The 18,327-nt window shown below is 73.3% G+C and carries 23 protein-coding genes; 11 read left to right on the top strand and 12 right to left on the bottom strand.

What is annotated here, in order from left to right:
• The first annotated feature begins 77 nt into the window (after nucleotides 1-77).
• Nucleotides 78-845 (top strand): 4-hydroxy-tetrahydrodipicolinate reductase, encoded by a 768-nt coding sequence (gene dapB / locus SHK17_RS13620; RefSeq protein ID WP_322919571.1) that lies wholly within the window; start codon nucleotides 78-80, stop codon nucleotides 843-845.
• A gap of 14 nt (nucleotides 846-859) precedes the next feature.
• On the opposite strand, the gene SHK17_RS13615 is transcribed toward dapB, so the two are convergent.
• The 5 genes from SHK17_RS13615 to SHK17_RS13595 all read right to left on the bottom strand — a co-directional run bounded on the left by SHK17_RS13615 (nucleotide 860) and on the right by SHK17_RS13595 (nucleotide 3,430).
• Entirely contained in the window at nucleotides 860-1,156 is a 297-nt protein-coding gene (locus tag SHK17_RS13615; RefSeq protein WP_322919569.1) for an AzlD domain-containing protein, read from the bottom strand.
• A complete protein-coding gene (locus tag SHK17_RS13610; protein ID WP_322425511.1) occupies nucleotides 1,156-1,887 on the bottom strand; it encodes an AzlC family ABC transporter permease in 732 nt (243 codons plus the stop codon). The genes SHK17_RS13615 and SHK17_RS13610 overlap by 1 nt, the downstream gene beginning before the upstream one ends.
• A gap of 55 nt (nucleotides 1,888-1,942) precedes the next feature.
• Complete coding sequence (locus tag SHK17_RS13605) at nucleotides 1,943-2,170, bottom strand: hypothetical protein (RefSeq protein WP_172273906.1); 228 nt, start codon at nucleotides 2,168-2,170, stop codon at nucleotides 1,943-1,945.
• Between the two features lie 115 nt (nucleotides 2,171-2,285).
• The gene (locus SHK17_RS13600) at nucleotides 2,286-2,852 is read right to left on the bottom strand and encodes a GNAT family N-acetyltransferase (RefSeq protein WP_172273909.1); all 567 of its coding nucleotides are present in this window, start codon (nucleotides 2,850-2,852) and stop codon (nucleotides 2,286-2,288) included.
• On the bottom strand, nucleotides 2,849-3,430 hold the full coding sequence (locus tag SHK17_RS13595) for a DUF3043 domain-containing protein (RefSeq protein WP_322919568.1): 582 nt from the start codon (nucleotides 3,428-3,430) through the stop codon (nucleotides 2,849-2,851). Before SHK17_RS13595 ends, SHK17_RS13600 begins: the two co-directional genes overlap by 4 nt.
• A gap of 163 nt (nucleotides 3,431-3,593) precedes the next feature.
• Between SHK17_RS13595 and SHK17_RS13590 the strand changes: the two genes are divergently transcribed.
• Genes SHK17_RS13590 through SHK17_RS13570 form a run of 5 tightly spaced genes read left to right on the top strand, consistent with a single transcriptional unit; the run spans nucleotide 3,594 to nucleotide 7,370 of the window.
• A complete protein-coding gene (locus SHK17_RS13590) occupies nucleotides 3,594-4,388 on the top strand; it encodes a PspA/IM30 family protein (protein WP_172273915.1) in 795 nt (264 codons plus the stop codon).
• Nucleotides 4,385-4,663 (top strand): PspA-associated protein PspAA, encoded by a 279-nt coding sequence (pspAA, locus tag SHK17_RS13585; protein ID WP_172273918.1) that lies wholly within the window; start codon nucleotides 4,385-4,387, stop codon nucleotides 4,661-4,663. Before SHK17_RS13590 ends, pspAA begins: the two co-directional genes overlap by 4 nt.
• Before the next feature lie 10 nt (nucleotides 4,664-4,673).
• Nucleotides 4,674-5,585 carry a zinc metalloprotease HtpX gene (htpX, locus tag SHK17_RS13580; protein ID WP_172273921.1) on the top strand — a complete coding sequence of 304 codons (912 nt, stop codon included), beginning with the start codon at nucleotides 4,674-4,676 and terminating at the stop codon, nucleotides 5,583-5,585.
• 10 nt (nucleotides 5,586-5,595) lie between these two features.
• Nucleotides 5,596-6,168 carry a PspA-associated protein PspAB gene (pspAB, locus tag SHK17_RS13575; protein ID WP_322919567.1) on the top strand — a complete coding sequence of 191 codons (573 nt, stop codon included), beginning with the start codon at nucleotides 5,596-5,598 and terminating at the stop codon, nucleotides 6,166-6,168.
• A complete protein-coding gene (locus tag SHK17_RS13570) occupies nucleotides 6,165-7,370 on the top strand; it encodes a sensor histidine kinase (protein WP_322919566.1) in 1,206 nt (401 codons plus the stop codon). Before pspAB ends, SHK17_RS13570 begins: the two co-directional genes overlap by 4 nt.
• On the opposite strand, the gene SHK17_RS13565 is transcribed toward SHK17_RS13570, so the two are convergent.
• Both SHK17_RS13565 and nadA read right to left on the bottom strand, forming a co-directional pair.
• Nucleotides 7,367-8,554, bottom strand: coding sequence for a winged helix DNA-binding domain-containing protein (locus SHK17_RS13565; RefSeq protein ID WP_322919565.1), 1,188 nt, complete (start codon nucleotides 8,552-8,554; stop codon nucleotides 7,367-7,369). The two genes, SHK17_RS13570 and SHK17_RS13565, sit on opposite strands and share 4 nt — an antisense overlap.
• A gap of 24 nt (nucleotides 8,555-8,578) precedes the next feature.
• Nucleotides 8,579-9,763, bottom strand: a complete 1,185-nt coding sequence (gene nadA, locus SHK17_RS13560) for a quinolinate synthase NadA (protein ID WP_322919564.1) — start codon at nucleotides 9,761-9,763, stop codon at nucleotides 8,579-8,581.
• A gap of 55 nt (nucleotides 9,764-9,818) precedes the next feature.
• Between nadA and SHK17_RS13555 the strand changes: the two genes are divergently transcribed.
• A complete protein-coding gene (locus tag SHK17_RS13555; protein ID WP_322919563.1) occupies nucleotides 9,819-11,042 on the top strand; it encodes a glucose-1-phosphate adenylyltransferase family protein in 1,224 nt (407 codons plus the stop codon).
• Nucleotides 11,043-11,049: 7 nt separating this feature from the next.
• Here SHK17_RS13555 and SHK17_RS13550 read toward each other — a convergent pair whose 3' ends face one another.
• Nucleotides 11,050-11,937, bottom strand: coding sequence for a GNAT family N-acetyltransferase (locus SHK17_RS13550; protein ID WP_322919561.1), 888 nt, complete (start codon nucleotides 11,935-11,937; stop codon nucleotides 11,050-11,052).
• Entirely contained in the window at nucleotides 11,934-12,350 is a 417-nt protein-coding gene (locus SHK17_RS13545; RefSeq protein WP_322919560.1) for an SRPBCC domain-containing protein, read from the bottom strand. The genes SHK17_RS13550 and SHK17_RS13545 overlap by 4 nt, the downstream gene beginning before the upstream one ends.
• Nucleotides 12,351-12,411: 61 nt before the next feature.
• Between SHK17_RS13545 and SHK17_RS13540 the strand changes: the two genes are divergently transcribed.
• The 3 genes from SHK17_RS13540 (at nucleotide 12,412) to erpA (ending at nucleotide 15,369) form a co-directional block, all read left to right on the top strand.
• Nucleotides 12,412-13,494: a glycerate kinase family protein gene (locus SHK17_RS13540; RefSeq protein ID WP_322919559.1), complete on the top strand. Its 1,083-nt coding sequence runs from the start codon at nucleotides 12,412-12,414 to the stop codon at nucleotides 13,492-13,494.
• Between the two features lie 297 nt (nucleotides 13,495-13,791).
• Nucleotides 13,792-14,751 (top strand): hypothetical protein, encoded by a 960-nt coding sequence (locus tag SHK17_RS13535; protein ID WP_322919558.1) that lies wholly within the window; start codon nucleotides 13,792-13,794, stop codon nucleotides 14,749-14,751.
• A gap of 258 nt (nucleotides 14,752-15,009) precedes the next feature.
• Nucleotides 15,010-15,369: an iron-sulfur cluster insertion protein ErpA gene (gene erpA, locus SHK17_RS13530; protein ID WP_090971856.1), complete on the top strand. Its 360-nt coding sequence runs from the start codon at nucleotides 15,010-15,012 to the stop codon at nucleotides 15,367-15,369.
• A gap of 104 nt (nucleotides 15,370-15,473) precedes the next feature.
• Here erpA and SHK17_RS13525 read toward each other — a convergent pair whose 3' ends face one another.
• Nucleotides 15,474-15,728, bottom strand: coding sequence for a hypothetical protein (locus SHK17_RS13525; protein ID WP_172273944.1), 255 nt, complete (start codon nucleotides 15,726-15,728; stop codon nucleotides 15,474-15,476).
• A 64-nt stretch (nucleotides 15,729-15,792) separates the two neighbouring features.
• On the opposite strand from SHK17_RS13525, the gene SHK17_RS13520 reads away from it, so the two are divergent.
• Nucleotides 15,793-16,779, top strand: coding sequence for a PfkB family carbohydrate kinase (locus SHK17_RS13520; protein WP_172273947.1), 987 nt, complete (start codon nucleotides 15,793-15,795; stop codon nucleotides 16,777-16,779).
• A 45-nt stretch (nucleotides 16,780-16,824) separates the two neighbouring features.
• Here the strand turns inward: SHK17_RS13520 and SHK17_RS13515 are convergent, their stop codons facing one another.
• Nucleotides 16,825-17,076 (bottom strand): sulfurtransferase TusA family protein, encoded by a 252-nt coding sequence (locus SHK17_RS13515; RefSeq protein ID WP_322425503.1) that lies wholly within the window; start codon nucleotides 17,074-17,076, stop codon nucleotides 16,825-16,827.
• Complete coding sequence (locus tag SHK17_RS13510; RefSeq protein ID WP_322919556.1) at nucleotides 17,073-18,200, bottom strand: cysteine desulfurase family protein; 1,128 nt, start codon at nucleotides 18,198-18,200, stop codon at nucleotides 17,073-17,075. The genes SHK17_RS13515 and SHK17_RS13510 overlap by 4 nt, the downstream gene beginning before the upstream one ends.
• Between the last annotated feature and the right edge of the window lie 127 nt (nucleotides 18,201-18,327).

Raw genomic sequence — 18,327 nt, 5'->3', positions numbered from 1 at the left:
CAGACCCGTGTTCGCCCGTCAGCCACCGCCACCCGGCACGTGGGGGCACCGGGCGCGTCGGCCGATAGGTTGGACCCGTGAGCGCACCAGGAGAGACCACCGTCCGCGTCGGCGTGCTCGGAGCGCGGGGCAAGGTCGGCGCCGAGGTCTGCCGCGCCGTCGAGGCGGCCCCGGACACCGAGCTCGTCGCGCGGGTCGACGCGGGCGACGACATCGAGGAGCTCGCCCGCTCGGGCGCTGCGGTGGTCGTCGACTTCACCCACCCCGACGTCGTCATGGACAACCTGCGGTTCTGCATCGAGCACGGCATCCACGCGGTCGTCGGGACCACGGGCTTCGATCGTGCCCGGCTCGACCGGCTCGAGGAGTGGCTCGCCGACGCGCCCGGCGTCGGCGTGCTGATCGCCCCCAACTTCTCCATCGGCGCGATCCTGATGATGCGCTTCGCCGCACAGGCGGCGCCGTTCTTCGAGTCCGTCGAGGTGGTGGAGCTGCACCACCCCGACAAGGCCGACGCGCCGTCCGGCACCGCCCGGCGCACGGCGGAGATGATCGCCGCCGCGCGTCGTGAGGCGGGCAGCCCGCCGATGCCCGACGCCACGTCCACGGGCCTCGAGGGCGCCCGCGGCGCCGACGTCGACGGCGTACGCGTCCACGGCCTGCGGGTCCGCGGCCTCGTGGCGCACCAGGAGGTCCTCCTCGGCACCGCGGGGGAGACCCTGACCATCCGCCACGACTCCCTCGACCGGGTGTCGTTCACGCCGGGGGTCCTCGTCGGCGTCCGCTCGATCGGTGACCGGCCAGGCCTGACCGTGGGCCTGGAGGAGCTGCTCGACCTCGGGTGACCCGGTCGGGTCGCTCAGAGCAGGCGGGCCACGGCGGCCACGACCGCCGCACCCACCACGACGACCGGGAACGGCATCCGCAGCAGCAGGGCCACGACGGCGAACGCGAGCCCCAGCGCCCGGGCGTCGACGGCGAGGGCGTCGCCCGACGAGAAGGTCTGGACGGCGACCAGCGCCGCGAGGAGCGCGACCGGGATGAGGTCGGCCACCCGCTCGACCGTCGGGTGGCTTAGCACGCGTTCGGGCAGCGACATGCCGGCGAGCTTGAGGAGGTAGCAGCCCGCGCAGGCGAGGAGCACCGCGGTCCACATCAGCGCTGCCCTTCCGCCGTCTCGTCGGTGCCCGGAGCCGGGTCCCGCTCCGGGTGCCGGCCCAGCACCCCGACGAGGAGGGCCACGCCGCCGGCCGCGAGCACGGGTACGCCGGGCGCGGTGAGGGGCACCATCGCCAGGGCGACGGCGGCGGCCAGGAGGGCCACGAGTACGTTGCGCAGGTCGTGGAGCCGAGGCCACAGAAGTGCGAGGAACGCGGCGCCCACTGCGGCGTCCAGGCCGAAGGTCCGCGGATCCCCGACGGCCTCACCTGCGAACGCGCCGATCGCGGTCGCGACGTTCCACAGGACGAACACCGAGGCGCCGGTGGTCAGGAACCCCAGGCGGGCGGCCTCGGTCGTGTCGCGGTTGACCGACATCGCCGTGGACTCGTCGATGAGGACGTGGGCGGCGGCGAACCGGCGCCAGCCGCGCCACTTCAGCAGAGGGGCCATCCGGAGGCCGTAGAGCGTGTTGCGGGTGCCGAGCAGCAGGGCCGTGGCGGCACCGGACATCGGCGCTCCGCCGGCGGCGACGACGCCGATGAGGGCGAACTGGCTGGCTCCGGTGAACATCAGCAGCGACAGGACGCAGGTCTGGGCGACGCTGAGCCCGGAGGCGACCGACACGGCGCCGAACCCGACGCCGTACGCGCCCGTGGCGACGCCGACGGCCAGGCCGTCACGGATGATGGCGGATCGGTCGCCGGGGTCGAGGGTGCTCTCGGACACGCCCGAAGGCTAAGGCACCCTGCGCATCAGCCCCGTCGCATTTTCGCCGGCTCCGTCAGTGAGGCCGACGACGGGCGCGCAGTCGGCGCGACTCGCGGCGATGGAAGTCGTGGACGAGCACGAACGCTGCCGCGACGCCCGCGCCGGCGCCGGCCAGGAGCCCGACCCGGAGGTTCACGTGGGTCTCGGGGACGGCGCCGAACCACAGGCCGAGGCCGATGCACACCACGAGGGCGGCGAGGACGAGGACGAACCGGTGCAGAGCGGGAAGCGGACCTAGCATGACGGACCCCCGAACAGGCCGGCGGAGTAGCCGGACCTCCATGGTGACTCGCCGCGGGCGAAAAGCAAGGTCCTCCGGGGGTGGATTTTGCCGCGGCGGACGGCCGGTGGTCCGCTCAGCCGATCGCGGTGTGCAGGCGGACCTGCTTGACCGTGGTGCTCCCGGTGCCGTCGAGGTCGAGCTCGCGGTGGGCGGTGTCGGGGGCCCAGCCGGCGTCGGTGAGGAAGGTGCGCAGCGCGTCGTCGGCGGCGTTGACCCACGACACCGCGCGGGTGAAGCGGTCCGCGGAGAGGGTGTCCACCGCGGCCTGCAGCAGCCGCGAGCCATGGCCCTTGCCGCGCTCGGTCGGGTCGAGCGTGAGCTCGGAGAGCTCGCCGTCCGCCACGGGGTCGCAGTCGGGGTCGGCGGCCGCGGACGTCAGCGCGAAGCCGACCACGCGGTTGCGCTCGAGGGCGACCAGCACCCGGTTGCGGGCGTCGGCGGGCCGGGCGAGGACCTCGCGCCACTGGGCGGCGACCGCCGCCACGTCGGTGGGCAGCACCTCGGCCGGCAGCAGGCCGGCGTAGAGGACGGGCCACGCCCGGAGCTGGACCTCGGCGATCGCCGCGGCGTCGTCGGCCCAGGCCACCCGCACCGACACGTCGGCGCTCGGCCCCCCGCCGGGGCCGTGCGAGTGGCTCATCGGTAGGACTCGGGCAGCTTCTCGCCGATCCGGACCTGGGCCTTGGGCAGGCGCAGGAACTTCATCTGCAGCGAGCGCATGGCGGCGTAGAGCACCGCACCCTTCGGCGACTCGTCGGGGAAGCGCCGGGCCAGCTCGCGGCGCAGGCGTAAGCGGAGCATCACGACGTCGAACACGATCACCAGCAGCGTGGTGAACAGGATGGTGTTGCTCAGGTTCTGCATCGACCGGTTGCCGGAGTAGCCCAGGACCATCGACACCACCAGCAGCGGGACCATTAGCTCGATGAACGAGAAGCGGGAGTCGACGAAGTCGCGGATGAAGCGGCGGACCGGTCCGCGGTCGCGGCTGGGGAGGTAGCGGTCGTCGCCGGTCTTCATGGCCTCGCGCATCCGGCGCGAGGTGTCACCGCGCGCGGAGCGCTGCGCGGCCACCTGCTCCTTGCGGGTGCGGGGGACCTTGGCGCGGGCGCGCGCGGCCGCCTCGGCCTCCTTGCGAGAGGGCGTGGGGCGACCCTTGCCACCGATCTTGTCGTCGATCGGCGGGGTCTCCGGCTCGGGGCTGGTGCGACGGAACACGCGTGCTGCCTTCAGGTGGTTCGGATGCTGGGGGCACCCTATCCCCGCGGGCCCCACGAGGCGCGCCCGCGGGATGCCCTACCTCCGACTTGGGTTTGGTCCTAGGGTGAGAACGTCGACCGAGCCACCACCCACGCTTGACCAAGAGAGGGTTTCCACCCCGATGAGTCTCATGAAGCGCATCAGCCTGATCTTCCGCTCCAAGGCCAACAAGGCGCTGGACAAGGCGGAGGACCCCCGCGAGACCCTCGACTACAGCTACCAGCGCCAGCTCGAGCTCCTCTCGAAGGTCCGTCGCGGGGTCGCCGACGTGGCGACCAGCCGCAAGCGCGTCGAGCTGCAGGTCAACCAGCTCGAGCAGCAGGCCGCCAAGCTGCAGGGCCAGGCCGAGAAGGCCATCGGCGCCGGCCGCGAGGACCTCGCCCGCGAGGCACTGACCCGCAAGTCCGGCCTCGCCTCGCAGATCACCAGCCTCAAGGAGCAGCGCGCCGCCCTCCAGGGCGAGGAGGAGAAGCTCGTCCTGGCCCAGCAGCGGCTGCAGGCCAAGGTCGAGGCCTTCCGCACCCGCAAGGAGACCATCAAGGCCACCTACACCGCGGCGGAGGCGCAGACGCGCATCGGCGAGGCGATGTCGGGCATCGGCGAGGAGATGGGCGACGTCGGTCTCGCCATCCAGCGCGCCGAGGACAAGACCGCCCAGATGCAGGCCCGTGGTGCGGCCATCGACGAGCTGATCGCCTCGGGCGCGCTCGACGACGCCTCCCAGCTCAACGCCGGCGACGACATCTCCCGCGAGCTCGACGCGCTCAGCTCCGACTCCGACGTCGAGGCCGAGCTGGCGCGGCTGAAGGCCGGCTCCGCCCCGCAGGCCATCGAGGCCCCCGACGGCGACATCCTCGCCGCCGAGCCCGAGGCCGTGCGCGCCGAGGGCGACTCCACCGAGGGCGGCCGGGCATGATCGTCCGCATCCTCGGCGAGGGTCAGTACGACCTCGACGACCACGCCCTCGACGCCCTCAACGGCCTCGACAACCAGATCGAGCAGGCGATCGACGCCGGCGACGAGGACATGTTCCGCACCGCGCTGCACGGACTCCTGTCGGGCGTGCGCGCCAGCGGCACGCACCACGAGCTCGACTCCCTCGACGAGTCCGACCTGATCCTGCCGCCCCCGGACGCCACGATCGACGAGGTGCGCCAGCTGCTGGGCGACGACGGCCTGATCCCGGGCTGACGCCCACCGCATGGCCACCTCTCGCTTCATCAAGGACAGCGGGCTCACCGCCCGGATGACCCTCACCATGTTCCTGCTCGGCGCGCTGTTCGTCGGGCTCGTCGTGGGGCTGATCTACGCCGTGGGTCCCGGCTACGCGCCCGTCGTCGCGATCATCGCCATCGGCATGGCGTTCTACCAGTGGTGGAGCTCGGACAAGGTGGCGATGCGGGCGATGCGGGCCCGTGAGGTGGCGCCCGAGGAGGCCCCGGAGCTGCACGGGATGATCGACCGTCTCTGCGCGCTCGCCGACATGCCCAAGCCGCGGGTCGGCATCTCCGACATGGCGCTCGCCAACGCCTTCGCGACCGGGCGCTCGCCCGACCGCGCGGTGGTGTGCGTGACGACCGGCATCCTGCAGACGCTCGACGCGGAGGAGCTCGAGGCCGTGCTGGCCCACGAGCTGAGCCACGTGGCGCACCGCGACGTGCTGGTCATGACGGTCGCGTCGTCGGCCGGCATCGCCGCCGGGCTGCTGATGCGCTTCGCGCAGTTCGGCGGGATGGGCCGCTCGCGCAGCAACAACAACAACGCGCTGCCGGCGGTCCTCGTCGCCCTGCTGGTGAGCCTGGTCGTCTACGCCGTGAGCTTCGTCCTCCTGCGCCTGCTCTCGCGCTACCGCGAGCTCAGCGCCGACCGGGCCGGGGCCTACCTGACGCTCAAGCCGGCGGCGCTGGCCTCCGCGCTGCAGAAGATCAGCGGCGAGGTGGCCGCCACCCCGCAGCGCGACCTGCGCTCGGCCAGCGCGGCCAGCGCACTGTGCATCGTCCCCGCCCTCCGCGGCGGTGGCCTCGGCGGCCTGATGGCCACCCACCCGCCCCTGCAGCAGCGGCTCGAGCAGCTGGCCCGCATCCAGGCCGAGCTCAGCCGGCCGACGGGCTGAGGGGCACCCGATGGGACTCTGGGAGGCGCTGCGGGGTCGTACGCAGCCCAAGCGCAACAACCTCGACGCACTGTTCCTCGTGCCGAGCGCGGCGATCACGCTGCAGACCGCCCTCGGCTTCGAGCCGACCGGCTCCGGCTCGGTCTGCTACCGCTCCGCCGCCGGCGCGGCCTTCGCGCAGACGCAGCAGGACGTGGTCGCGCTGATCCGTGACGACGCCGAGGCGCCCGAGGTCTCGGTCACCCAGGACGACTTCGGGTTCACCTGGCTCGTCGTCTCCGGTGACGCCTCCGACATGTCCGGGCTGTGCACCGACCTGCACGCCGTCAACACCTCCTTGGAGCTCAACGGCTTCGAGGGCGGCCTGCTGTGCTCGATGGTGCCGTTCCGCAACGCCTCGGGACAGGCCTTCGGGCTGACCTACCTCTACAAGCAGGGCACGTTCTACCCGTTCGCCCCCGCCGGCGAGCAGTCCCGTGACACGCTGCTCGAGCTGTCCGTGCGCGACCTGTTGGGAGAGGAGCTGCCGATGGAGCCCGACCTGCAGCGGTGGCTGGCGATCTGGAAGGCCCCGGGACTGTGAGCGACGACCACGGAGCACGACGCCGCGAGCAGGCGATCGCGGCGTACGGCGTGGTCGACGCTCCACCGCGTCGCGAGCTCAGCGCCCTGGTCGACCTGGCGGCACAGGTCGCCGGCGTGCCCTTCGCCGCCGTCAACCTGCTCGACGCCGAGTCCCAGCACGCGATCGCCACCCGGGGGTTCCCCCCGGAGCGGATGCCGATCGAGGAGTCGATGTGCCGGCGTGTCGTCGAGTCCGGCCGCCCTGTCATGGTCGAGGACGCCAGCAGGGACGAGCGCTGGTCCCACAGCCCCTGGACCACGGGTGAGCGGGCGGACGTGCGGTTCTACGGCTCCCACCCGCTGACGACCCCGGCAGGCGTCGTCATCGGCACGCTCTGCGTCTACGACGACGAGACGCACGAGGTCACCCCGGAGGCCGCCAAGGGGCTCGCACAGCTCGCCGACCGCGTCGTCGACGTGCTGGAGCTCGAGCTCGCCTCGCGGCGGCTGAGCGAGGCCAACGCGCGCCTCAGCACCTCCAACGAGCGCCTCGCGCACTTCGCGGGACAGGTCAGCCACGACCTCAAGAATCCGCTCACCTCCGTCTCGCTCTCGCTCGAGACGCTCGAGCTCGACGTCACCGAGCCCGACCAGGCCGACACGGTCGCGCGGGCGCGCCGCGGCGTCGACCGGATGACGGGCCTGATCAACAACCTGCTCGAGTTCGCCTCGCAGGGGGACGCCCCCGGCGACGCGGTCGTCGACCTCGGTGCCGAGCTGTCCTCCGCGCTCGACGACCTCGCCGGGCGGGTCGCCCGCGAGCGGGTGCAGGTCGGTCCGCTGCCGCGCGTGCGGGGCGACGCCGCCCAGCTGCGCTCGGTGCTGATGAACCTCGTCGACAACGCAGCGAAGTTCGTCGACGACGGGGAGGCCCCGGAGATCGAGGTGGACTCGCGCCCGCTCGACGGGCACCACCGCATCGAGGTGCGCGACCGCAGCCGCGGCATCCCGCCCGACAAGCGGGAGCGGGTCTTCGCGCCGCTCGCGCGGCTCGACAAGAGCGTGGAGGGCTCGGGCATCGGCCTGGCCACCTGTCGGCGCATCGTCGAGGCGCACGGCGGGACGATGGGCGTCGACGGGCGCGAGGGCGGCGGCTCCGTGTTCTGGTTCGAGCTGCCCGACGCCGGCGACGACGAGCCCGCCGCGGACCACCGGGGCTAGGGCAGCCTCGCCTGCTTCATCTGCCGCGAGGCGTAGACGTTGCCGATCACGGTCCCGTCGAGCCATGCGGTGAGCCGCTCGGCCTCCCGCTCGAGGGCGTCCCGCCCGGCCGGCTCGACGTCGTCGAGCAGGGAGAGGCGCACCACGCCCGCGTCGTCCTGCACCCAGCAGCCGACGACGCGGCCGTCCCACCACGCGGTGGTGCCGGCGTTGCCGTTGGTGTCGAAGAGGTAGGGCACGTGGGCGGGGTCGAGGTAGAAGGCCCGGGACCGCCAGCCCATGACGGTCGGGTCGAGCGTCGGCAGCAGCGCGGCCCATGGCTCGACCGGCCCCACGTCGGTGTCGTCGGGCAGCACCCAGCCGCTGGAGCCGTCGTCGAGGGCGACCTCGACCGCCTCGAGGTCGGCGAGCGCCCGGGTCACGGCCGTCTTCGTCGAGCCGAGCCACCACTGCAGGTCGGCCGCCGTGCCCGGCCCGAAGGTGCCCAGCCAGCGGCGTACGAGCTCGGCGTAGCCGGCGGCCTCGTCCAGCGGTGCCGGGACCGTGTCGAGCCAGTCCTCCGCGCGGGTCCACGTCGGCTTGTTGAGCCGCCAGTGCCCGGCGTTGCGGCCGCGCAGCGCGGCGCCCTCCAGGCCGAGGTGGGTGAGCACCCACGGCGCCACCGGCACGGCCCGGTCGTAGGGCTTGCCCGAGTCGCCACCGACCATCCCGGCGAGCTCGGGCACCTGTGCGCGCAGCTCGGCGGTGGTGGCGGGGCCGGCGGCCAACCGGGCGAGGGTGGCGTCGCGGGCCGCCGCGAGCCACGCCTCGCCGTCCTCGGCGATGCCGGCCGCGGCGATGGCCTTGGCGATGCGCCGGCCCTCGGCGGTGGCGACGCGCGCCGACGCGCTGCCCCAGGCGGCGGGGAGCAGCTCGCGCGGGAACACGAACAGCGTCCGTCGCATCGCCAGCTGCTTGACGACCGAGCGCTCGTCGTGGAGCGCGGCGTCGACGTCCTGCGGGGCGAGGCCCTCGGAGCGGGCTGCGACGGCGAGGTGGACGGTCGCCGCCTCCGTGGCGTGGAGCACCGTCATCGCCCGGGTGACCGCGAGGACGCTGTCGAGCCGGTGCGCGGGCGCCAGCGCGTGGCGTACGGCGATCCGGCTCCGACGCTCGGAGTCGCTGATCCTGCGCAGTGCCGTCATCGGTGCGTCCCCTGGTCCGGTGGGTCAGTCGCGGTGGGACTTGCCCGGCAGGTCGAGCATGCGCTGCAGCGCCACGAGGGCGTCGGCCTCGGTCTCGGGGTCGACGGCGATCCGGTTGACGACCGTGCCCGCGACGAGGTTCTCGAGGGCCCACACGAGGTGCGGCAGGTCGATGCGGTTCATCGTGGAGCAGTAGCAGACGTTGCGGTCGAGGAAGACGATCGTCTTGTCCGGGTGGGCGTCCGCGAGCCGCTTGACGAGGTTGAGCTCCGTCCCGATGGCCCACACGGTGCCGGGCTCGGCGGCCTCGATCGTCTTGATGATGAACTCGGTCGACCCCACGAGGTCGGCCTTGAGCACCACCTCGTGCTTGCACTCCGGGTGCACCAGCACCCTGATCCCGGGGTGCTGGGCGCGCAGCTCGTCGACGACGTCCTCGGAGAAGCGGCCGTGGACCGAGCAGTGGCCCTTCCACAGGATCATCCGGGCCCGCTGCAGCTCCTCGGCGCTCAGGCCCCCGCCCGGCTGCTGGGGGTCCCACACGACGCACTCGTCGAGCGCGATGCCCATCTGCAGCACGGCGGTGTTGCGACCGAGGTGCTGGTCGGGCAGGAACAGGACCTTGGCCCCGTCGGCGAGGCCGGCCTTCTGGTCGAACGCCCACTCCAGCGCCACATCTGCGTTGGAGGAGGTGCACACCACGCCGCCGTTGCGGCCGCAGAACGCCTTGATGTCGGCGCTGGAGTTCATGTAGGTCACCGGCACGACGCTGTCCTGGATGCCGGCATCGGCCATGGCGTCCCACGCGTCCTCGACCTGGCGGAGCCGGGCCATGTCGGCCATCGAGCACCCGGCCGCGAGGTCCGGCAGGACCACCTGCTGGGCGGGGGAGGTGAGGATGTCGGCCGACTCGGCCATGAAGTGCACGCCGCAGAAGACGATGAACTCCGCGTCCGGTCGCGCGGCGGCGTCCCGGGCCAGCTTGAAGGAGTCGCCGGTGACGTCGGCGAACTGGATGACCTCGTCGCGCTGGTAGTGGTGGCCGAGCACGAACACCCGCTCGCCCAGCGCCTCCTTGGCCGCGCGTGCCCGGGCGACCAGGTCCGGGTCGGAGGCCGCCGGCAGGTCACCGGGGCACTCCACGCCACGCTCCGCGTCGAGGTCGCGGCCCTTGCCGAGGGGGAGGAGCGGCAGGTCGACGATGCTCATGGCGCCATCCTAAGAGGGGACCCGGCCGAAGCCCCTGTGCTGGCAGGCTGGGGGTATGTCACGACGCGGAGAAGTGCTCGCCCTGGTCCAGGCGGGCGGCCAGGGGTCCCGGATGGACGTGCTGACGCGAGAGCGCGCCAAGCCGGCGCTGCCCTTCGGCGGGGTGCACCGGCTGATCGACTTCGCGCTGTCGGGCCTGGTCCACGCGGACCTCTCCGACGTGTGGGTCTCGCTGGAGTACCAGGTCACCTCCATCGACGACTACCTCTCCGGCGGGCGGCCGTGGAGCCTGGACCGCAACCGCGGCGGCTTCCGCCGCATCGTGCCGCAGACCGGGACCGGCCCGGCGACCGAGAGCGGGTTCGCCCACGGCAACGGAGACCTGCTGCTGCGGATGTCGGCCGACATCGAGTCCTTCGGTGCGCGCACGCTGGCGGTGTGCAGCGCCGACCACGTGTTCAACATGGACCTGGCGCCCGTGATCGAGGAGCACGTCGCCTCCGGCCGCGTCGCGACCGTGCTGACGAGCGAGGTGGCCAAGCGGGACGCCTCCGACAACGTCGTGGTGCTGGCGGACGCGGACGGCACCATCACCGGTGTCGAGCACAAGCCGGCGCGCCCGTCGGGCGGCACGGTCGCGACCGAGATCTTCCTCTACGACACCGAGGTGCTCCTTGGCGTGCTGCAGGACCTGCGGCGCGAGCTCTCCGGCGACGAGGACGGCGACAGCGGCATCGGCGACTTCGGCGAGCACCTGCTGCCGCGACTCGTGGAGACCGGCCGGGCCAGGGCCGTGCCGCTCACCGGCTACTGGCGCGACGTCGGCCAGCCGTCGCTCTACCTCCAGTCCCACCGCGACCTCCTCGCCGGCCGGGTCGACGTCTTCGACCACCCCGGCCGGCCGGTGATCTCGCACTGGCCCGACCGGCCCGCCGCGCGCGTACGGGCGTCCGGCGAGTGCCGCGACTCCGTGGTGTCGCCGGGTGCGGACGTCGGCGGCCTCGTGGTCGGCAGCGTCCTCGGGCCGGGCGTCGTGGTGGAGAAGGGCGCCGAGGTCCACGACAGCGTCGTGATGGAGGACTGCGTCATCCGCGCCGGCGCGGTCGTGCGCACCGCCATCCTGGACGAGCGCTGCGAGGTCGTGCGGAGGACGACGGTCGGCTCGGAGTCGTCGCGGAGGCGGGCCCGCGACGAGGACCTCGTCCTCGTCGGGCGCGACTCGCGCGTCGACCTCGACATCGCGGCCGGAGCACGCCTCGAGCCGGGCTCGGGCGGCTAGCCCGTCCTCAGAGGAGGCTGCCGTGGTGCAGGTAGGGCACCGGCGGCTTCATCCGGCGCAGGCACAGGTAGCCGCTCTGGTGGATCGCGAGCCGGGCCGCCAGCCCGACGTCGAGGGCCCAGGCGTTGCCAGCGGTGATGTGCTGCACCGACACCTGTGACCCGGGGCGGGTCGAGGCCAGCGCCTCCCACATCAGCCGGGCGGCCGTACGCCGGTTGGTGGCCGCGACCAGCACCGGCACCCCGTCGTCGTCGACGTAGGCGTAGCCCGAGCCGGTCGAGTGGTCCGTGACGACCAGGCGGAACTGCGCGAGCAGCAGCTCGTGGTCCGAGAGGTGCGCGGCGCCGCGGGTGCGCCGGTCGACCGAGTCCATCAGGTCGATGTCGCTCGCCGTGCCCTCGCGGACCCGCTCGACCACCGGGATGGCGTCGCGGTCGACGACCCCGGTGAGCATCATCTGCGGGTGCAGGTCGAAGCCGGCCAGCCGGTAGCGGCGTACGGCGCCGGGGTCGGCGCTGGCGGAGAACATGCCGCGCAGGCACCCACGGCCGTGGTGCATGGCCGCCGCGAGCAGCTGGGCGCCGATGCCCTGCCCCTGGTGCTCGGGCCGGACGGCGAAGGACGCGAGGATCCACATGAGCTCGCGGACGCGTGACACCGCACCACCCACGACGGCCCCGTCCACCTCCGCGACCCAGCACCCACCGGGGTCGGTGACCAGCGCCTGCCCCGTCCGGTGGAGCCAGTGCCCGTTGCGGGACGCCGGGCGGCGCACGGGGTCGGGCCAGGCGCGCTGGTAGGTCCGGGCGTCGACCTCGTAGTAGCTCGTCGCCGTGATGTCGGCGAGGTCCTCGAGGTCCTCGCGGCGCATCGGCCGGATGACGGGTGCGGTCACGACACGTGCGCGGCGTAGCGGCGGAGCAGGTCGTCCCAGTGGGTGTACCTGGCGCGCACGTCCTCGCTGCCCTCGGTCCAGCCGCGGTGCTCGAGGTGGACCAAGGTGCCCTCCGGCGCCTCGGTGAAGGTGACGTCGAGAGTGGTCGGCTCCTCCTCGGCGTGGCCGAGCCAGAACTCCTGCGTGTAGTGGCCGATCGGGTCCCACCCGACGACCCGGCCCCAGACGTACTGCTCGTCGCCGTGCACGCTCGCCACGGGCCCGTCGGGATCGATCGCGATGCCGGTGTAGCCGGCCGGGTCGGGGGTCAGCATGGGGTCCCACCACTCGCCCATCTGGGCGGTGAAGCCGACGAAGGCCTCGGTGGTCGTCACCGGCACGGTGACCTCCGCGACGATGGGATCGAGAGTCATGCCGCAAGCATGCCGGAACCGGGGCTCCGGGGCTCCGGGGCCGTGCTGGATCATGGCCGCCATGCGTGTCCTGATCGCCCCCGACAAGTTCGCCGGCACCCTCACCGCGGTGCAGGCCGCCGAGGCGATCGCCGCCGGGTGGCGCCGCCAGTCACCCCACGACGACCTCGACCTGGCGCCGATGGCCGACGGCGGACCCGGGTTCGTGGACGTCCTGCACGCCGCGCTCGGAGGTGAGCTCTCCGCCGTGACGGTCTCCGGCCCGCACGGGGCCTCGGTTCCCGCCGTCGTGCTGCGCGTGGCGGGGACGGCGTACGTCGAGAGCGCGCAGGCGGTCGGGCCGCACCTGGTCGACGGCGACGCCGAGACGGCGTCCAGCAGGGGCGTCGGCGAGCTCGTGCTGGCCGCCGTCGCGGGCGGCGCGCGGACGGTCGTCGTGGGACTGGGCGGCTCGGGCACGAACGACGGCGGAGCCGGCCTGCTGGCCGCGCTCGGCGCGACCTCCGACGGCACGCTCGACCGGGGCGCGGCCGGACTGGCCTCCGTGTCCGAGGTCGACCTCGCGGGCGCCCGGGAGCGGCTGGCCGGTGTCACGCTCGTCGCCGCGAGCGACGTCGACAACCCGCTGACCGGGCTCTTCGGGGCCACCAAGACCTACGGGCCGCAGAAGGGCATCGGCGAGGACCGGATCGCCGAGGTCGACGGCTGGCTGGAGGGGTTCGCCGCCGCCACGGACCGGCGTACGTCCCTCGAGAAGGGCGCGGGCGCCGCGGGCGGCATCGGCTACGCCCTGCTCGTGCTCGGTGCGACCCGCGAGCCCGGCATCGGCTTCGTCACCGACGCGGTCTCGCTGGCCGAGCGCGCCCGCCGCGCGGACCTGGTGGTGACGGGGGAGGGCGCCTTCGACTTCTCCTCCCGCGCCGGCAAGGTGCCCTACGGCGTGGCCGGCGTGGCCTCCGAGGCGCTCCGCCCCTGCATCGCGCTGGCCGGCCAGGTCCTGGTGGGTTCGCGCGAGATGCGCGCCCTCGGGATCGAGTCGGCGTACTCCGTCGTGGAGCTGGTCGGCGAGGAGCGCGCCTTCGCCGCCCCCGCCGAGGCCCTCGCCGACCTCGCGCAGCGGGTGGCGCGGACCTGGTCGCGCTGAGGGACGGGGGTCCTCGTCCTGGCCCTTCGCCCTCCGCCCTCCGCTGTTGGGTGGCGGCACATCGCGTGTGGCGGGGTTGTCGATCGGTGATCTGCCGCCACCTTCGCCGGGGGCGACGCCGCCTGCGCTGTTGGGTGGCGGCACATCGCGTGTGGCGGGGTTGTCGATCGGTGATCTGCCGCCACCTTCGCCGGGGGCGAGCCACCGGGAGTCCACAGGTGACCCCGACACCCGGCAGTCCCCAGGCTCGACCAGCGACATGGGCGGAGACCGTCCGGACGGCCTCAACCTGCGGTCATGGGATCGAGCGAGCCGGTCAGGGGACACCGCCGGGGCCGGGCGTGGGCTCACGTCACCTACGGGATCCACCGTGGCGCGACGGCGCCTGAACCCGTCGACCACCCACCGTTCTGGGACGAGGACGACCTCGCCGGATGGCAGCTGCTCCTGACCGACGACGGAGCGTTCACCGGTCTGACGGCCCTCGAGGTCTGGGGCGTCCCGCATCCGCCGCTGCCCGCCGAGTGCCCGGTCTTCCTGGCACTCGGGAAGGACGACCCGCGACCGCTGCGTCGCGGCGTCCACACCAGCCGGCACGTGCGCCCGGTGCCGTACGCCTTCCAGCGCGGTCTGCGGGTCGCCGTCGTCGCCGAGGCGCTTGCCGCAGCCGGCCGCTGGGTCGGGCTCATCGACCTCGTGGCGATGGTCGACGCGGCCCTCCAGCTCGAGCTTGTGGCCGAGGAGGAGCTCAGCGAGGTGGCTGCGACGAGGCGTCCGGGCGCCCGTCGACTGCGGGAGGCGCTCACCCTGGTGGACGGACGCTCCCAGTCGCTCTGGGAGTCGTTGCTGAGGCTGGTGCACGTCTCGTGCGGGATCGACGTCGAGCCCCAGTGGACGTTGACGGACGGCGACGGCGTCTTCGTCGCCGACGCGGACCTGTGGCTGTGCGGCACGACGGCGCTGCACGAGTTCGACGGGGACGAGCACGAGAAGGCGCCCCGACGGGTGCAGGACCGGCGACGCGACCGCCGTATCGAGAGGCAGGGCTTCACGCGTCGCGGCTACACGGCCGGTGACGTCATCCACCGCGCGGTGACCATCCTCGAGGACGCCGACCGGGCGCTCGACCGGCCGCACGACCCCGCGCGGATCAGGCTGTGGCACGAGCTCCTGCGTGACTCGCTCTTCACCCCCGCCGGCCGGGCGGCGCTCCTCGCACGCGTCCCTGCGGCGCCCGTGCGACGTCGTACGGCGTGAGGGTGGCGGCAGATCCCCTGGAAGGGCCGGTCGGGGGACCGATGTGCCGCCACCTTTCCGACATCGCGGCGCGAGGTGGCGGCAGATCGCCTCGAACGGCCGGTTCAACCCGCGATGTGCCGCCACCCCCGGCGGCAGGCAGTCGGCGCAGGAAGGAAGGCGGGCAGGCGGACCGCCCGAACCCGCCGCCGTGGGGAATAACCCCGCGTGTGCGACCATTGGAGCCTGCAGTACCCCGAGACTTCCTGGAGTGATGAGATGACCGAGCAGGTCGAGACCACTGAGCGCCGCACCGACCAGATCAACCTCTCCGCTGTCGCCGCCGGCAAGGTGAAGAGCCTCCTGGAGCAGGAGGGTCGTGACGACCTGGCCCTGCGCATCTCCGTGCAGCCCGGTGGCTGCTCGGGCCTGCGCTACCAGCTCTTCTTCGACGAGCGGACCCTCGACGGCGACGTGACCACCGACTTCGACGGCGTGACCGTCGTCGTCGACCGGATGAGCGTCCCCTACCTCAACGGTGCCGAGATCGACTTCGTCGACACCATCGAGAAGCAGGGCTTCACCATCGACAACCCCAACGCGACCGGGTCCTGCGCCTGCGGCGACTCGTTCCACTGAGCGAGGTCACGACCCGCGTGTCGAGACCTGACGCACCATGACGAAGGGCCCCAGCCACCCGGCTGGGGCCCTTCGTCGTACGTGGGTGGCGTGCCGGTCAGGCGTCAGTCCAGGTGCAGGTGCAGCGCGTTGGCCAGGCGGGCGGCGGCGTCGGAGACCCGGATCTCGCGCTTGCCGACCTCGGCCGGGTAGTCCTCGAAGCGCAGGCTCGGCGGTGCCGTCACCGCGGCCCGGGCGGCACGCTCGAGCGGGGAGCCGAGCCGCAGGTTGCGTCCGGCCTCCTCGCAGTCGGCGGCCAGCTCCGCGGGCGTGCCCAGCTCGTCGTGGACCAGGTGTGCGGGGTGTCGCGACGTCGTCATGAGGTCGACGCTAGGGGCTACTGATGCGTATCCGGAGGCGTACCGGGAGGTAGTGTCTCGCGGCGTGTCCCTCCTCGTTGCCGGATCCATCGCGACCGACCACCTGATGTCCTTCCCGGGCAAGTTCGCCGACAGCCTGGTCGTGGACCAGCTCGACAAGCTGTCGGTGTCCTTCCTGGTCGAGGACCTGGAGGTGCGCCGCGGTGGCTGCGCCGCCAACATCTGCTTCGGCCTCGGCAACCTGGGCCTGCGCCCGGTGCTCGTCGGTGCCGTCGGCGAGGACTTCGCCGAGTACCGCTCGTGGCTGGAGCGGCACAACGTCGACTGCGACTCCGTGCACGTCTCCGAGACCCGGCACACCGCCCGGTTCGTGTGCACCAACGACAGCGCGCACGCGCAGATCGCCAGCTTCTACGCCGGCGCGATGAGCGAGTCGCGCGAGATCGAGCTCAAGCCGATCATCGACCGCGTCGGCGCCCCCGACTACGTCCTCATCGGCCCCGACGACCCGCAGGGGATGCTGCGCCACACCGAGGAGTGCCGCCAGCGCGGCTACCCCTTCCTCGCCGACCCGTCGCAGCAGCTCGCCTTCGGCGACGGCGACCTGATCCGTCCCCTCGTCGACGGCGCCGAGATCCTGTTCTCCAACGAGTACGAGGCCAGCCTGATCACGCAGAAGACCGGCTGGAGCGCCGAGGAGGTCCTCTCCCGCGTCGGCACCTGGGTGGTGACCCTCGGCCCCGCCGGTGTCCGCATCGACCGTCAGGGCGAGGAGTCGATCGTCGTCCAGGCGGTGCCGGAGATCGAGAAGGTCGAGCCCACCGGCGTGGGCGACGCCTTCCGCGCCGGCTTCCTCGCCGCGCTCAGCTGGGGCCTCGGCCACGAGCGCGCGGCCCAGCTCGGCTGCCTGCTCGCGGTCTACGTCGTGGAGCAGGTCGGCACCCAGGAGTACGAGATCTCGCGTGCGGCGTTCCTCGCGCGCTGCGCGGCCACCTACGGCGACGAGGCCGTTGCCGACTTCGAGCCGCACCTCGAGACCATCCGGCCCTGAGGGCCGAGCGCCCCCAGCGCCCCACAGATGCCCGGGGGTCCGGCGTCAGCTGACGCGGCGTACGACGTGGCGTGGGGCGCCGTCGTCGGCGGTGTCCGCGCGCACGTAGTCCTGGCCCTTCATCCGGCACCACGCCGGCACGTCGACCGCCGCTGCGGGGTCGTGGGCGACGACCGCCAGCAGTGCACCGACCTCGACGTCGGCGAGGTGGCGGGCGAGCTCGATGACGGGCATCGGGCAGGGCAGGGCACGGCAGTCCAGCTCGAGCGCGACGTCAGGGACCGGGTCGGCGCTCACAGGCCCACCCGCGCCCGGATCTCGGCCACCAGCCCGGGCAGGACCTCGCAGAAGGCGTCGACGTCGGCGCGGGTGGTGTCGCGGTGGAGCGAGAGCCGCACGTTGCCGTGGGTGAGCACACCCATGGCCTCGAGCACGTGGCTCGGGGTCAGGGTCGAGGCGGTGCAGGCCGAGCCGCTCGCGATCCCGAAGCCACGGCGGTCGAGCTCGGTGACCAGCGCCTCCCCGTCCACGTAGAGGCACGAGAAGGTGACCAGGTGGGGGAGCCGCCGGTCCGGGTCGCCGACCACCTCGACGTCCGGCACCTCCGCCGCCACCCGTCGGCGTACGACGTCGACGAGCTCGTGCTGGCGGGCGTTGACCTCGGTGCGCTCGGCCACCACGGCCTGCAGCGCGGCGGCGGCCGCGAGGACCGCGGGCACGTTCTCGAAGCCGGTGGACCGCTCGTCGACGCGGTCGTCGCCGGGGAACGGGTTGCGCCATCGGGCGCGCTTGCGCACCAGCAGCACGCCCACCCCCGCCGGGCCGCCCCACTTGTGCGCAGAGCCGGCGGCCGCGGCCCAGCCGGAGGGCAGCGAGAGCCGCCCCATCGCCGCACAGGCGTCGGTGAAGAGCGGGACGTCGTCCGGCAGCCCGAGCTCCCCGACCGGCTGCGTCGTGCCCACCTCGTGGTTGGCCGTCTGCAGCGCCACGACGCCCACATCGGGGGCGGCTGCCTCCTCGATCAGGCGGGCGTCGTCGACCCGGCCGTTCCTCCCGCACGGGACCACCCGGGCCCGGGCGCCCCACGCCACGGCGTGCCGCACGGCGGAGTGCTCGACCGCCGGGTGGACCACCACGTCGCCGCGCCGGGAGCCGCGGACCAGCCCGAGCAGGCCGAGGTGCACGGCGTGGGTGCCGCTGGGCGTGAAGGTGACCTCGTCGGGGCGCACGCCCAGCGCGTCGGCCGTCGCCTCGCGCGCGTTGTCGAGCAGCAGGCGTGACTCGCGGCCGGCGCGGTGCAGCCGACGCGGGTCGGCGTACCCCCGCTCGAGGGCCGCGAGCAGGACCTCCCGCGCCGCCGGGTGCAGCGGCGCGGCGGAGGCGCTGTCGAGGTCTCCTGCTCCCTGGCCAGGCCGTGTCACAGGGGCAGCCTAAGCACGTACCGGAACGTTGTCCGGACCTTGGCCAGCCGGGATCACAGCCCTCGGGGTGTGACGGTCGGCACGATCGCGCGACACCGGACCCTGCCCCGCACGGACGGGGAAGATG

This window comes from Nocardioides renjunii (genome assembly GCF_034661175.1).
Taxonomy (GTDB): domain Bacteria; phylum Actinomycetota; class Actinomycetes; order Propionibacteriales; family Nocardioidaceae; genus Nocardioides; species Nocardioides renjunii.
Note: the sequence above shows the minus strand (reverse complement) of the source record. Positions and strands in the feature narration are given on the sequence as shown.

Excerpts from the sequence above, each read along its gene's own strand:
- SHK17_RS13615 (WP_322919569.1), bottom strand. The coding sequence starts at position 1,156 with ATGTGGACCGCGGTGCTCCTCGCCTGCGCGGGCTGCTACCTCCTCAAG.
- SHK17_RS13605 (WP_172273906.1), bottom strand. The coding sequence starts at position 2,170 with ATGCTAGGTCCGCTTCCCGCTCTGCACCGGTTCGTCCTCGTCCTCGCC.
- SHK17_RS13600 (WP_172273909.1), bottom strand. The coding sequence starts at position 2,852 with ATGAGCCACTCGCACGGCCCCGGCGGGGGGCCGAGCGCCGACGTGTCG.
- SHK17_RS13590 (WP_172273915.1), top strand. The coding sequence starts at position 3,594 with ATGAGTCTCATGAAGCGCATCAGCCTGATCTTCCGCTCCAAGGCCAAC.
- pspAA (WP_172273918.1), top strand. The coding sequence starts at position 4,385 with ATGATCGTCCGCATCCTCGGCGAGGGTCAGTACGACCTCGACGACCAC.
- htpX (WP_172273921.1), top strand. The coding sequence starts at position 4,674 with ATGGCCACCTCTCGCTTCATCAAGGACAGCGGGCTCACCGCCCGGATG.
- pspAB (WP_322919567.1), top strand. The coding sequence starts at position 5,596 with ATGGGACTCTGGGAGGCGCTGCGGGGTCGTACGCAGCCCAAGCGCAAC.
- SHK17_RS13565 (WP_322919565.1), bottom strand. The coding sequence starts at position 8,554 with ATGACGGCACTGCGCAGGATCAGCGACTCCGAGCGTCGGAGCCGGATC.
- nadA (WP_322919564.1), bottom strand. The coding sequence starts at position 9,763 with ATGAGCATCGTCGACCTGCCGCTCCTCCCCCTCGGCAAGGGCCGCGAC.
- SHK17_RS13555 (WP_322919563.1), top strand. The coding sequence starts at position 9,819 with ATGTCACGACGCGGAGAAGTGCTCGCCCTGGTCCAGGCGGGCGGCCAG.
- SHK17_RS13545 (WP_322919560.1), bottom strand. The coding sequence starts at position 12,350 with ATGACTCTCGATCCCATCGTCGCGGAGGTCACCGTGCCGGTGACGACC.
- SHK17_RS13540 (WP_322919559.1), top strand. The coding sequence starts at position 12,412 with ATGCGTGTCCTGATCGCCCCCGACAAGTTCGCCGGCACCCTCACCGCG.
- SHK17_RS13535 (WP_322919558.1), top strand. The coding sequence starts at position 13,792 with ATGGGATCGAGCGAGCCGGTCAGGGGACACCGCCGGGGCCGGGCGTGG.
- erpA (WP_090971856.1), top strand. The coding sequence starts at position 15,010 with ATGACCGAGCAGGTCGAGACCACTGAGCGCCGCACCGACCAGATCAAC.
- SHK17_RS13525 (WP_172273944.1), bottom strand. The coding sequence starts at position 15,728 with ATGACGACGTCGCGACACCCCGCACACCTGGTCCACGACGAGCTGGGC.